Source organism: Cognataquiflexum aquatile, assembly GCF_003316845.1.
GTDB lineage: Bacteria > Bacteroidota > Bacteroidia > Cytophagales > Cyclobacteriaceae > Cognataquiflexum > Cognataquiflexum aquatile.
The window spans coordinates 236,162-251,484 of the sequence record NZ_QMIK01000001.1 but is presented as its reverse complement, the minus strand read 5'-3'; the positions used below and the strand labels follow the sequence as shown (position 1 = coordinate 251,484).

Below are 15,323 nucleotides of genomic sequence, written 5' to 3'. Positions count from 1 at the left end.
ATAGCAATGGAATCAGGATCCAAAGGTTTTTCCAAAGACGAACAGCTCAAACCAAGCATGGATTTCAACTACCTTAAGAATGAAGGTTTGGAATATATCCAAAAGTTAAGTGGGGGAATTTGGACGGATTATAATGATCATGATCCGGGTGTCACGATCCTCGAACAGCTTTGTTACGCTTTGACGGACCTTGCCTATCGGACTGACTACGAGGTAGAAAAATTGCTGGTAGATGCTAAAACGGAGGAAATCGATGGAAAGAAAAATGCTTTTTATTCCCCAAGAATGATTTTTAGTAGGCATCCTGTCACCATAATTGATTTTCGGAAGTTGATTATTGATAGGTATAATGAGGTCCAGAATGTATGGATCTATCCCAAAAGAGTATACCAAAGGGAGGAATGCCTAAGTGGTATCTATGAAATGGTAATTATGCCAAGCTTAGAATTTGAAAAAAAACGAGGTGTAGCCAAAGAAAGGGAAGACGAATTTATTAAGGATCTTAATCTATTTCTTGCTGAAAATAGGAATATAGGGGAGGAATGTTCAAACGTGATTTTGCTAAAACCGAAAAACATTCAACTAAATGTCAATATCCAAATCAATGAAAATGCTGACCCTGAAGAGATAATGTCGGAAGTGCTTTTCAATTTGGAGGTTTTTTTATACCAACCGGTGGCAATTTCAAGTTTGAATGAAATGGTTGAAGAAAAGCTTTCTCTTGAAGAAATTTTTTCCGGGCCACGCCTCGAATTTGGGTTTATCAAAGATGAAAATTTGAAGGATAGGAATAACATAATCAATATAGATCAGATCAAAAGGTTATTATCCAAAATATTTGGAGTAGAACATGTAATGGAAATTGTTCTGAATTCAAATCCTGATCTAAAAGAATTAAAAGTAAACGATAAAGAATATTTTAAACTCAACTTTGATCCGCTAAAGGGGGTGTTTGAGACAATCAAGATATTTGTAAACAATAGCCCGATAAAACTTAATAGGACCAAAACGAGCAATAAGCTTTTTGATTTTTGGTCAAAAAGTTTCAGATCCTATAAAATGGGCAAATTTCTTGAAGAGAGTTACACAGACAAATTAAAAGGAGAATTTAGGAATCAAGGAAAATATACCTCTATCCAACACCATTTTCCTCTTATTTATGGATTGGGAAAAGATGGAGTATCTTCCAATGAATCAAATGAAAGAAAGGCTACCGTCAAACAACTCAGGGCGTACCTGTTGTTTTTTGAACAACATTTGGCCAATCATCTTGCTCAACTTTCAAATCTTGATTCACTTTTTGATGTCAATTATCCAAAAAAAGAAATCACCTATTATTCCCAACCCTTGACCAATAAGAATAATAAAAGTGATTTTGAGAAATTGAAGGAAGTCTTGGCAATTGATTTTGATGGAGACGAGGTGGATAAGGTACTTGGATTTGAAACTAAGGAGATTTTTTTAGATAGGAAAAACCGTTTGTTTGACCACCTCTTAGCTAGATTTGGTGAAAATATTGATGAATTACCTTTTTTGATTTCTTTGAATTTAAATTTGATTTCAGATCAAATCAAGTTTAAAGAAGAACTTCTGAAAAGAAAATCTGCCTTTTTAATTGCTTTGGAGTATATCAATTATTTTCAAAATAAAGGAGAGAATTTTAAGAAAGTCCAAGATGTTTCTGATTTATCAGGATTGGAACAAATATTATTGACAAAAACAGGCATTAGACAAATAAGCAAGCCCCTGAAATTTGAACATTATGGTATCAATAAAAAAATAAATTCCTCCGACTACTCGATTATTGAAGAAAAAGCCAATTTTCAAGATTTTGCTCAAAAATTCAGAAACTTGTCAGAGGATGAAAAATTGGTCATAGAGTTAGAACCTGCATTTGAGGAGGATTTTTTACCATATTTTGGGAAAATAGGCCTTAAATGGGTCTTAAGAAAAGGATTGGATTTCCAAAACTATAGGATTTCTAATACTCAAAATATAAATGAATCTGTCAAAGTGATTTTTCAAAAAAAAGAAAAAAAATGGATAACGCTAATTGAAGGTATAAATGAACAGGAGGGGATTAACTTCATTAATCGGCTCGTGTCCAAATTCAGAGAAATTAATGTCAATTCGGAAGGCCTTTATGTGGTTGACCATATATTATTGAGGTCCCTTCTGATTTCAAATAAGATTGGTTTTTTTATTCTAAATGAATTCGATCAAAAAATTTGGCAATCCAAATGGGTTGGAACTGAGGAAGAAAGAAAAGAATTGTTGAATGATTTTTATCAAAGTGCTAAGGATAGAAATAATTATAAATTTGAAAATGGGTTTCTAAAGTTAATCAGAAGTGATGGGAAAAAAGTGTTGGCCAATTATATTCAAGGAAATCAAGAAACACCACTTTCTGAAAATGAGGTTGATGAAATTTGGGAAAGCAACAGAAGTTTGGCACTTCTGATGTCGGGAACGGAGGAGGAGTTAGGAAGATTAGCTCTGGATGAAATAGAAGGCTTTAGGCTTAAAGGAACTCTTAGGGGAAAACCTTTAAACCAGAGAAGGGTCATTATGAATTCGAAAATCGCAGACTTGGATGATGCTGATGGGGATTTTGGTGAGGATTTTTTTGATCAAAAAGTCAGTATTGTTTTGCCGGATTGGCCTGCGAGATTTCAAGTAAAAAATTTTAGATCTTATATTGAAAATTTGGTAAGTGAAAGAATCCCGGTTCATATAGAAGCAAATGTGTATTGGCTTGACTTTGGGGAATTCAGAAATTTTGAAACCCTATACAAAGCCTGGAGGGATGCCAAGATCAATAACAACCATGATTTGAAAGTACATTCATTGGAATTGGCAAAGGAGCTTAAAACTTTAAAAAGTAGGAGGGAGGTTCTATGAGCGCAGGGCCAAATATAATCCAAAAATCTACGATTCAATTTCGGTATCCAAGCAGGCATCTCGCCATTCGCTGCAATGAATTGATTGAGAAGATTTTTGCCACCCATATTTTGCCGAAAATGGATGAAGCCTTTAGCCTTAAGTCTTTCCATGGAATTAATCTGGAATTGGCGAGCTTGGAAATTGACATTGGCAAAATTAAAGAACAAGACTTAGAAAGGTATTTGGGAGAAAAAATCAAGGAGGCTTTGGTATTAATACTTCCTCAGGCGCTGTCAAAAAAAATTAGCTTTTCAGGTACTTCCAATACTTCCCCAAACCCCAATGGATTGGTAGAAGAAGGGCTCTACTTTTTTCTAATAAAAGGATTCATGCCTGAATGGATAGCAGGAATGGACATGGCTAAACTGATGGAGTATATCTTCCAATCGAAGCCTTCCTATTTTAAAGAGCTGCTGAAGAAAATCTCAAGGAACAGAGATGCCAAAAAAAGATGGGTTTTTGAGATTTCTGACAAGCAATTTGACAGATTGATCCAAAATATTGAGCCTTCCAACAGTGCTTGGATCCTTTCTTTTCGGGCGTCTTTGATACCTACTTTGAAAAAAAGCAAAGATCTTCCGTCAGGAAAGCAAGGTTTGGACAAATCCATCAATTATTTTATCCTGGAATTTATCAGTGTCCAATCGGGAAGTGAATTTAATAGGTTGATGTTTTCAAAAAGTATTTTGAAACAAACTGCCTCAAGGTATAATGTAGGCTTTTTGGAACTTATACGTCTTATTTCGAAGACTCTTGCTCTTAATGAAAACCAAAGTCCACTATTCAAAAATCTTCAAAAGGTAATAGTCCAAATTGAAAAAGATGAATTAAGTGCTACTGAAAAGAAATCTACTCAGAGAGTAAATTGGACAGATATTTTCAACACACTTTCTTGGGAAGAGATAGTCCGGAAGTTTGACAGCAGTACCTTATCCATTATAAAAATTCATTTTACAGCTAATGATATCCAAAAAATAAAAGAACTGAATGTCAAAGGAATAATAAACTTGTTTCGATTATTTGATCCTGAAAAATTCCAAGAAATTTTAAAGGTTTTGAAAACCGAAATTCCATCCGTTGCAAGTAGTAAAATCAGTATCCAAGAAGAAAATAAGCTTAAGGAGATCTTCATTTCCTTTGTCAAATTGAAAGAAATGGAGCCATTTGAAGAAGATTCAAAAAGACTCTTATTGAAAGCAATTCTCAAGGAGAGCATTCTACTAGAGAGGGACCCTAACCAGCAGCAGTCTTTTCAGAGTCAGGAAAAATACAAGTTGAAAGTTTCTCAAATACAACAAGAGATTAGCTCTGAAAAACGTTTTGAGGAAATTTTAACAAACCCTAGAACCGAAAACTCAACCGAGAATGAACTTGGATTGAAGCGTAAAATTATCGCATATTACTTTCAAGAAAGAAAATTACCCCATGCCTTCAGAGATCTATCTCAATTTGAAGTCAAGGATATTTTCTTAGACTTGCTTCAAAACAAAGATGCCTTCTTAAAGGAAATTATAGCTCAAAATTTGAGTGAAAAAGCGCTTATATTATCGATCAAGACTCTTTTGGATAAGTCTTCCTTCTCATTTTTCTTAACCTATTTAAATCACCATTTCAGTGGGTTTGCCAAGCTATTTAGGCAATTTCCTTCTCCAATGGAAGGCTTCTCGGTCAGAGTTCTAGAAAATCAAAAATTTCAAAATGACCTACTCTTTGCCTTAGCCTATTCTAAAGGTGATATTGAATCCTTTTATTTTCAATGGTTTCGGGCCAAGGCCCATTGGGAGAATTCTGAGAGTATTAAAAACAGTTTTGAAGAGGAGGTAAGAGGCTTTATCAAATTTTCTGAACGTAAAATTCAATTTGATGAGAAATCAGCTCGCGCTTTGAATGAATTGTATTGGTATCAGAAAGTATCCAATTCTATTCTATTAAGTACAAACCCAATCTTTGTCAAAAGAACTTTGAGGACAGCAGAATCCAAATTTTCCATTCAAAAAGTCAAAACCCCGGCACTTTCCAAAGATGCAAGACTTATTTTGGAATCACTCCCACATCTGAATTCTGGCAATCCAAAACTCAAGAGTTTATTGGAAATGGCTAAACAAACGGGGAATAAACCACAGATCGACTCAGAGCAAATCTTTCAAATTCTTCTTTTTTGGCAGGAAAAGGGGTATTTGCCATGGTGGTCACCATTTCCAAGTATGGAAAAATTGTCCGATTCGATTTTGAAAAGGAATATCAAAATCAAGGATGAAAATTGGGAGTCCATTCTTGATATGTTAATGACTTGGCAAAGTGAAGGGAAGTCGAGAGGTATATCACTTGATCCGAAGGTTATTGAAATCAATTTATCCCATTTTCCAAAATTAACTCCTGCTTCTAAAAAGAAAATTTCTCCAAATTTCAAAACCACAAAACAGCATGAAAAATCTGCTTTAGAGGAATTTTTTGAACTTTATTCAATAGATAATAAAATTTTGGATCAGGCCATTTATAAGTACTCGGACAAGTATCTGCTACAAAAATTATATAATGGAAATTCGAAAATTCAGGGGCAAATCCAGCAATTGCTCGCCTTATCAAAGTTTCTGTACCATGGCAACTTTACCGGAGATAAGTGGAGGAGGATGGTTTTTGAATTTGCTTTGGCATTTTTTGAAACAATTAAGCCAAACTACTCAGCAAGGTTCGATTCGGAATTCTTGACCTTAATTCGAAGAAAGTACAGTATTTTTAATTGGACATTGATTTTCAATTCCGCCTATGTCCAAGCCAAAAAGGTAAATAGGGAAGGAGACTTTCCAAAAATATTCATAGAGACATTTGCACTTGAAACCCAAATCCCAGAAGAGAAAGAAGACTTGGAAGTAGGGGGACATATCAAAATTAATAATTCCGGCTTGGTCCTGACATGGCCATTTTTGACGATGTTATTTACAAGGTTGGGATTGATCGAAGGAAACAGATTCAAAGATGAAACATCCCAAAACCGGGCTGTATACCTACTGCAATATTTGGCATTTGGGGATGTTGATTTTCCGGAGTATGAACTGGTATTGAACAAACTTATTGTCGGGATGCCTTTGGCCATACATTTAGAACCTGGGATTGAGTTGACAGATGAAGAAAAGGACCTCTGCCAAAGCCTCCTTAAAGGAATGCTTCAAAATTGGGAAAAATTAAAAACGTCCACCCTTGAAGCGCTGCAGGTTACTTTCTTGCAAAGAGTGGGGGAGTTGGTCTTTGAGGATTCACAGGTGGCGCTTAATGTAGAAAAAAAAGGTGTTGATGCCCTAATGGAAAGTATCAGCTGGAACATCAAATTGTTTAAGTTACCATGGATGGAAAAGGCCATACAAATCACTTGGAAGTAGAAAAAAAACCAAACTTTAAACAATGAAAAGGTGAAAAATGAGATTAGGAATTTAGGTATCTTGATTTTCTTTATATGCCTACTGGGTATATTTTTTGTTTTGCCAAACGAACTGTATTCACAGGATACCGGAATAATCAATTCCAAAATAGATTCGATTCCTGAAATCAAAATTAAGCCGCTTAAAGTTCCAGATGTTCAAGCAAAGAAAAGATTAATCCATCCTTTCAGAAAGGAAAGACTCCAAAATGAGCAGAATAGAATCGTTAAATTGATAGAAGAACACCTTAAAATTAATCCAATTACGGTAAATGAAATATCAAAAGAGCTGATGCGGTTGACAATGAATCAGTCTTTTTTTAATGATTACAATACCCAAAATGATAAAAATCTAAAAGTATTAGAATCCGAAATTCAGAAAATTTTAAATGAACAACTTGAGGCAGGTTATAAAAGTGAGGCCCAAAAAGAGTCTATCGAATCGCTAAAAGAATCTATCGAATCGCTTACAGTTGAAATGGCTTCCTTGCTTCAAGGAATTGAGGATGGTCTCAATAAGGATAAAGAAACAAAAAAAGAAGAAATTCGAAAAAAGCTGGATCCAATAAGGAGTATGGATTTCAAATTCAATCCATCGCAACCTTCTTCAAGAGGTGAGTCTAAAATAAATGATAGCACAAAACTCCTCTTAAATCCTAAAATGAGGATTTTTGGTTGGCATGATTCCAATTTAAATCCTGATAAAGTAGACGATTATAATTTTTATTTCCTGACTGATATCATTTATTCCGGATATACCTTATCCTTCAATGCCATTGGAGATCTCATCCAATTTCCAAAAAGCCTTATAAAAGACCGCTATTTGATTTCTCAAAGCCGGAATAATGGTGTCAATTTATCATTTTCAGTTTTTAGCAATTCGTCGAAGAATATCAGTTCATTTTTGAACAACAAAGAATCTCAAACTGAATTAATACAAAACCTAAAGTCACTTGATAAATCGGACAGTATAGGTGGAGTCAATATTTATTTTCAAAATATGCCAATCAAAGATCGAAATAATTTTTCCGCCTTTGTTCAAGACCTGAGAAATGAATTTTCTAAGGATAAAAGTTTTTTGATTACAATCAGTTTGCCTGCTATCGCCAAACCAGAAGATAAAAACATTTCCAAAATTTTTGACTTTTCAAGTTTAATACCAAATGTTGATTACTTTTTGATTCATACTGAAAAACTAAAGCCTGTTAATCCTCAAATACCCGGTCCTCCAAGTCCGCTTTATAGTTCAGAAGGAAAGGATTATGGTTCCATAGCATCATCTCTTGATTTTTATAATACTGCCAAAATACTTCCAAAAAAATTGGTGTTGACGGTCACGTACTCCGGATTGATCTGGGATGAAGATGGTATAGAAGAAGTTGAAAAAATTGGTCTAATAAAAATCCGGGATTATTTTGAAGATTGGCAAAGTTCAGAAGCTGATATTTATCCTGGTTTTGACCCTATACAGCAAGCTCCCTATATAAATTATCAGGATAGAGGAAGAGGTAAACAACTCTGGTTTGAAGATGACATAAGTCTCTATATTAAATACCAGTATATGGTAGATCGTTCCCTTGGTGGCGTTGCGATCTGGGATATGGTGTCAGAAGAGAACAATCTATTGCTTTGGAATGCTTTAGGTGCTTCATTACTCAAAGTGGACTCTATTTCTATAAAAAAAGAGCCAATTGAAAAATCGACTTGGGTGGATTATTTAAGGTTATATGTCAGTGACCTGATGTGGGCTGCGCCAAATGATATAGAAATCGATACACTGGCAAACAGTCTGATAAGACAAAAAGAAATTGATAGAGAGAGGTATTGCATGTGGGATTTATTCAAGACCAACGATCGATTATATAGCAGTTTTTTAAAGGATTCTACCAAACTGACCTCAGATGATTTAGTTGATTTAGGAGTAAAGCGTAACACAATTCTTACTGCGGAAGATTCCTCAATACTAATAAGTGCAAGGACAGATATTATTGATTATTTGATTAAAATGAGGAAAGTGGATGGAAAAGATTTGTATAATATAAATAATCCAAATTTTGTCAAAGTCTATTCTCAAAGTAATAAAAACTATTTACCATGGGTTAAATATGAAACATTTGTTGATTCAGCGGATCATTGTACCTGTCTTGCAATCCGTTGGGAAAATTATGCCCAACTTCATTTAAAGATTTCTATTGGCTTCCTCTTTGCCTCGCTCTTGATATTTGCCTTTGTTTTTTATAAGACCATGAGAAGGGGAGAAGAAGGATTCCCAAATAAGGCCTTAATTCAAAATATAGCCATTGTTTTGTTCCTGGTTTCTGTTTTGGTGTTTTTGGGATACCTCTATTTTGATATCCATTTCACTTATTTTGGTGCAGCTAGTGATGACGTGCCAATTTGGGTGTTGGCTTTAATCCTTATTTTTGGTTTTGGTCTTGGTGCGGTTTATAGAAAGATAATAATGGAAAGAAAATATGCAAAAAGAGATTTGCCATGATTAGACTTTGGAATTGTTGGTAAATAATATGGGAAAGAGAATTAAATTTGATGAGACTTAAAAAAAGGTAATTAAGTTCGGTTACATAGGATGAAAAATTTCTTTATTAATCACCAATATCAATTTGATCTTCAAATTGTTAATTTCGAAATTGAAAAATAAAATTTGAATTAAAGCGATTTAGCAGATTTTTGCCATTGATCTTCTAAAGAAATCAAATTTGGATTTAGAATTGTAGGCTTCCAAATTCTTTTATCACCCAACAATGAACTCTTCCATCCACTCCAAGAACCTGCGGATGTAACCATTTTATTTGGCATTTCATCTTGTTCTAAATTAGGTGCTAAATTTTGAAATTCTTGCTTTTTTGCTTGAAATCCATTTCTCTCATTTTGAATATTCTTTCTCAGTTCATTATTAAATTGAGGATTTAGCATTCTGATCTTTTCAATAATATTCAATGCTTGCGGTCTGTAAATTTCTCTTAAATAATTTTGAAGTTTCTCGGGCTTTGTAAAATCCAAATCGTCATTAGGTTTATTTGAATCAACAATAAGATCCCACATTGTTGATGCATATTTCGGTTCTACTTCCCAAATTGGATTTACAGAATTTCTATAAAGTTCATTTGCATCTTGAAATTCGGACTCAATTAAGAACCATTGAATTCTGTGAGTCTGAACCCCATGGAGTTCGTCTACCCAGTCTTCAAATTTAATTCCCATAACAATTATTTTTTTGAATTCTTCTGTAGAAACACCTTCAATCAATTGAAAAGGTAATTGATAATCACCAGGTTCTTTACTTCTTAATACCTCAGATAAACTACTTTTAGGATCCTCTAGCATTTTGGAATTCAATTCATCTAAATATGGTTTGGTTCGGCTGATATCACTTAGAAATTTTTGAATTCCCCAATACCTCAATAAGACATGATTCTGATTTTTGAACTCCATATTATCTTCATTTCTGAATATGCCTTTATTTCTAACATCTTGAAATAATTGAATGGCCAAATTATTGACAATTGCTTTATCAGGTGTATTTTCATTAATTCGAAACGTGTTTTTTTCGTCAGATTTTTTGAAATTCAAAGCCCTTCCCCCCATCACTTCCGCCTCTTTCTCCAATCCTGCATCATCATTCACATTCACTCCGCCTTTCATTTGAAGTGTAGGCTTTACCCTGCCTTGCTTCTGCTGTACTACGTGCCAAGCTTCATGGGGGAGGTGTTTTTCCTGTCCTGAAGCAAGATGGATTTCAGTACCTTGGGCATGAGCATGCGCTTGAAGCGAGGCGGGTTTTGGGGAATTGTAATGCACTTTGACATCGTCCATGGCATAGCCGGAGAGGTTTTCTATACCTGATTTCAGATTATCTGGAAGACCAGTATTGTTTATTTGCTGTTGGACAGTTTCGAATTTTCCCTGAAGCAATTCCTCGTCCTCTATCCCCTCTCTTTGGGCGGTTTCAAATTTACCTTGCAAAGGTTCCTCTTCTTCAAGTGACATTTTTTGTGCGGTATCAAACTTTCCCTGAAGCAATTCCTCGTCCTCCATTCCCTCTCTTTGGGCGGTTTCGAATTTTCCTTGGAGTAATTCCTCGTCTTCTATTTCCTCTCTTTGGGCGGTTTCAAACTTGCCTTGCATCAGTTCTTCTTCCTCTAGTCCTTGCTTTTGGATAGTTTCAAATTTTCCCTGCAACAAATCTTCTTCCTCCATTCCTACAAGTTGGATTGTTTCAAACCTTCCCTTTAGCGGTTCCTCTTCTTCAATACTTATTTTTTGGATGGTCTTGAATTTCCCTTGGATCAGTTCTTCTTCCTCTTGTCCTTGCTTTTGGATGGGTTCAAACTTTCCTTGTAGAGGTTCTTCATCCTCTATTTCCTCTCTTTGGGCGGTTTCGAACTTTCCTTGCAAATTCTCTTCTTCTTCAAGTGCCATTTTTTGGACTGTCACATTTCCATTTAAAAGATAACCGAATGCTTTCAGTTGAACTGCAGTTTTACTGGTATTGGCCAGATGGATTAAGTGCTGTTGGTCCAGGGTGTTTTTCCGGTTATCCTGAAGTTGTGCAGTAGGGGAGAAACCTCTTTTTGATTTCCGGTCGGCACTTAATTTTTTTAAACTTTGCAAGAGAGAAGATTTCATTTCAAAATTTTTAAAATTGAAAAGCTTAAAAAATTTAATCATTATTAAGTTAATGAATTTCAATGGGTTTCAATAATATTTTAGAGCAATTCCATTTTTTACTTGCCTCTAAAATCTTTTTTTAGAAACTGTTGAATTGTGGAGGCCTCTTCTTTTGTTGATCACACTATTCCAGTCGGATGGAAAGCCTTTCATCCCATATACCATTTTTTATTAGGACTTCATCTTCTAAAATGTCCCGTTCAGGTTCGCCGATAAGGTCATCTACATCCTCCAGTACATAAGCTTCATTAGCAAGATTTGCAGCAATTCCCATTAAAATAACTAAAAAACGGGTTCTGTTTTGCCATTAGTATCAGAGCGGAATGAATCTAGAGGTTCACGTACGGTTCTGTGTGAGGTTTAGGGGTGGAATCCCCCTTTACCTTCTCGACTATAGGTTTTTCATAAGTTCTAATTTTCCTTGCTTTCCTGCATTTTAAATTCTTCTGGCTTCATCATAAAATAGTTCCAGACCCGCGCCTTATCAATCCCGATACCGAAATGTTCGGCCACTATTTCTGATATTATGTCATTTGATTCCATTTGTCTAAGCTTATCCATTCCCCATTTTTTAAAGTAGGGTAAGAAAGTGATCGGATTGTGAATATACCCCTTGAGAAAATGTGTTCGGTCCTCGATTAGCGCCAAGCCAATCACCCCTGTTGAAGGTTTGTCAAACAAAGTATGAGGTAGACAACCTATGGAGGCTAAAATCTTGTCGCCTTGGTTCGGTTCCTTAGCAACCAAGCGCTGTGCTGCGAGGTACATATTGTCCAGGCGATTCCATAATTCGGCTGTATAGGCCAGTGCATCTTTCGCTTTTTTCTTCTTTATGGCAATGGATTCGCTTTCGCCCGCTTTCTTTTTGCCTGAGCTAACCTCAGGGTCATAGTAACGGGCTGAATTCTTTACACTAGTGACTTCTAAGAAGCAATGCTCATAGGTGGCAGCGTTTTCAACTCGCTTCTTGGGACCAAGTTTAGCAATACTCGCTAGACCGTACGCATGGTCTTTTGTTCCTGCGGCTGAATGGGTGAACTCATGAACCAATAGCGCCTTTCCTATAGCCTTGCCTTCAGCAAGCGCCTTAGCACCACTTAAACCTAACTCCACTTGAGCAAGGCCCTCTGCCGTCATGCCTCCTGCTCCGATCCATTCGTTGTGATCTCGATTTCCCGCAATTACAATTGGACAGCTGTTCTCTTTAAAATGAAGATTAATAGCATTTTTGGCAAGATTAAAAACGTCGATTACATGGATGAGTTTGTCAGCCTCGATTCCAAAAATGCCGGTTAATACTTTAGTCTGCTGAATCGTCTCTTCAATCCCCGCAAGAATGGAAGGCAATTGCGACTGTATAGCCTTGACCATTTCTATGCCAGGTTCGGTACTTTCCGCAACTTCATTTACATACCGACGGTCATCGGTAATGTACTCCGACCATTCCTGGTACATGGTATAAAGCGTATTTGAGGTTGGTTCCATTTGACTCAGCCAGTAAGCGAGGACATCCGGATCTGTCGGGAGCCTGGAATGCTTGGCCATTTCAACCAGGGAAGCCAAGTCTATCGTACGGATTCGATGAAGGAGTATCTCTTTGGCGACTTCAGGTTGTGATTCGATCTGCTCTTTAGTCATCGGCGGAAACCGACATTGAACGACCTGAGCAATGGTTGAGTAAGACTTAATCGATGGAAGAAAATAATGTTCACTGCGTTTCATCTGCAAAGCTTTGGCCCCTATCACATCCGCCTCCTTTTCCAAACCCGCATCATCATTTAAATTTACTCCTTGTTTCATTTGAAGTGTAGGCTTTACCCTCCCTTGCTTCTGTTGCACTACATGCCAAGCTTCGTGGGGAAGGTGTTTTTCCTGACCGGATGCAATGTGGATATCAGTGCCTTGTGCATAGGCATGGGCCTGAAGGGTTGCAGGCTTGTCTGAATTGTAATGGACTTTGACATCGTCCATGGAGTAACCTGAGAAGTTCTCAATTCCTGATTTGAGGTTGTCCGGAAGACCTGTATTATTTTCTTGCTTTAGGATAGTTTCAAACTTTCCTTGAATGGGTTCCTCTTCTTCAAGTGACATTTTTTGTGCGGTTTCAAACCTGCCTTGCATCAGTTCTTCTTCCTCTAATCCCTGTTTTTGGAGGGTTTCAAGCTTTCCTTGCAAAGGTTCCTCTTCTTCGAGGTTCATTTTTTGTATGGTTTCGAATTTCCCTTGGAGCAATTCCTTGTCTTCTATTTCTTCTCTTTGGGCGGCTTCAAACTTTCCTTGCATCAGTTCTTCTTTTTCCAAACCTTGTTTTTGGATCGCTTGGGAGGAATTGAACAGGCTTTCAAGTGCTTTCAATTGAAGGGCATGTTTCCCTTGGTTTGCCATTTGGATCAAGCCGGAATGAGAAGATTTTCTATTGTCCAGAAGACTGACTTTGGATTGGGATTTTCTCTGAGGGCTACTTGCAGTCGAAGAAGAAGGCTTTTCCTTGGTGGGATAGGATTTCATGGTTTGCTAGTAAGGATTGAACTCATTTTGGCTTTCAAAACACACGATAAAAATTATTCGATAAGTTAATGAATTTCAATGGAATATTGAAAACCAAAAATCCAATTTGGATAGGGTAGGCCTAAAATTTCTTTGAAAACAATGGCTAAAAACTTTTTTTGACCAAGGTCACACTAAAAAGGATAAACCTTCAAATCAATCCCCCAAATCAGAGGTAGCAGATAATAGGTAAATAGAGTGATGATAATGATGGAAACAAAGTTCATCCACAATCCGGCTTTGACCATGTCGGGAATCCGGAGGTAACCCGAACCAAATACCACGGCATTGGGCGGTGTCGCTACAGGCAGCATAAACGCACAACTCGCTGACATTGTCGCGCCGACCATCAATCCAAAAGGATGAACGCCCATAGAGTAGGAGACAGCCGCCAAAATCGGTAATACCATCGAGGCAGTGGCGACATTGGAAGTAACCTCGGTAAGGAAGTTGACAGCTGCGATGATCACCATCAAAAACAACCCAAAAGCTATAAAATCCAGGAATACAAACTGATTTCCTACCCAAGTAGCCAATCCGGTAGATTTGAATCCTTCTGCCAAAGACAAACCGCCGCCAAAGAGCAACAATATTCCCCAAGGAATGCTTTCTGCAGTTTTCCAATCTAGCAGTTTAGTTTTCGGTTTAGAAGAGGGGAGCACAAAGAGCACCAAAACCCCCGCTATGGCTATAATCGTGTCATCCAAAACTGGAATCAAATCTTGAAGTAAAAATGTCCTGGTGATCCAGGCAAAACTCACCGTTCCGAATACCCAAGCCACCCGCTTTTCTTCTTTTGTCATCGGGCCCAAAAGGGAGAGTTGTCTTTGGATTTCTTCTTTACCACCTTCAATTTTAAAATCCTTATCAAAAGGATAGGCAACCTTCACCAAATAATACCAACAAAATGCCAAAAGCAACACAGCAACAGGAAAGCCGTAAAGCATCCATTGTGAAAAGCTAATTTCATAACCATACATGTCTTTGATGACTCCGGCCAAAATGATGTTGGTAGGCGTGCCAATTAAGGTAGCCATACCACCTATGGAGGCGCTGTAAGCAATTCCCAACATCAGCGCTTTACCAAGGTTGTTGGGCAAAACTTCTTTATTGGCTTCATTGGGAGTCAATTGGGTCACCACTGCTATAGCAATCGGTAACATCATCAACGCTGTGGCAGTATTGGAAATCCACATCGAAATAAATCCTGTGGCCACCATAAATCCCAAAATGATTTTTTGGATATCGGTGCCGATTAAAGAGATGATGCTCAAAGCAATCCGCTTGTGGAGATTCCATTTTTCAATCGCCATAGCGATCATGAATCCACCCATATACAGCAACACCATCGGATGGGAATAGGACGCCGCAGTTTCGGCAATCGGCAATACATTCAAGGTAGGTAGCAGCACTAAGGGCAACAAGGATGTAGCTGCAATCGGAATCGCTTCAGTAATCCACCAAGTGGCTATCCATACCGTCACAGCCATCATCGCCAAAGCTTCTGCAGACATGTCCACAGGTTTTACAAAAAATAGTATCAGCAGGAATAAAGCTGGTCCAAGAATGATTCCGATACGTGAGGTAAGGTTAGGGTTCATGTCAGCAATTGAATCCTATAATTACCAAAAAATTCAGGGAATTCAAACCCCAATCATTGGAGTGGTGGATTTGAGAAAATTATTGCTCAAAATCAGGATGTGAAGTATGTTCTTATTTTATTTAACAT

At 37.0% G+C, this 15,323-nt stretch carries 6 protein-coding genes; 3 read left to right on the top strand and 3 right to left on the bottom strand.

What is annotated here, in order from left to right:
- Window positions 1–6 precede the first annotated feature (6 nt).
- From DQW11_RS01085 to DQW11_RS01075, 3 genes are read left to right on the top strand one after another with little or no spacing between them, the layout of a single operon-like run.
- Complete coding sequence (locus DQW11_RS01085) at window positions 7–2,901, top strand: hypothetical protein (protein WP_113922142.1); 2,895 nt, start codon at window positions 7–9, stop codon at window positions 2,899–2,901.
- Complete coding sequence (locus DQW11_RS01080; RefSeq protein WP_113922141.1) at window positions 2,898–6,320, top strand: contractile injection system tape measure protein; 3,423 nt, start codon at window positions 2,898–2,900, stop codon at window positions 6,318–6,320. Before DQW11_RS01085 ends, DQW11_RS01080 begins: the two co-directional genes overlap by 4 nt.
- Window positions 6,321–6,350: 30 nt before the next feature.
- Window positions 6,351–8,855 (top strand): glycoside hydrolase family 18 protein, encoded by a 2,505-nt coding sequence (locus tag DQW11_RS01075; RefSeq protein WP_157965989.1) that lies wholly within the window; start codon window positions 6,351–6,353, stop codon window positions 8,853–8,855.
- A gap of 170 nt (window positions 8,856–9,025) precedes the next feature.
- Here DQW11_RS01075 and DQW11_RS01070 read toward each other — a convergent pair whose 3' ends face one another.
- The 3 genes from DQW11_RS01070 to DQW11_RS01060 form a co-directional block, all read right to left on the bottom strand.
- Window positions 9,026–10,576 carry a LirA/MavJ family T4SS effector gene (locus tag DQW11_RS01070; protein WP_198669820.1) on the bottom strand — a complete coding sequence of 517 codons (1,551 nt, stop codon included), beginning with the start codon at window positions 10,574–10,576 and terminating at the stop codon, window positions 9,026–9,028.
- An 882-nt stretch (window positions 10,577–11,458) separates the two neighbouring features.
- Entirely contained in the window at window positions 11,459–13,555 is a 2,097-nt protein-coding gene (locus DQW11_RS22150) for an eCIS core domain-containing protein (protein ID WP_157965988.1), read from the bottom strand.
- 173 nt (window positions 13,556–13,728) lie between these two features.
- Window positions 13,729–15,195 (bottom strand): SLC13 family permease, encoded by a 1,467-nt coding sequence (locus tag DQW11_RS01060; RefSeq protein WP_113922139.1) that lies wholly within the window; start codon window positions 15,193–15,195, stop codon window positions 13,729–13,731.
- Window positions 15,196–15,323 lie beyond the last annotated feature (128 nt).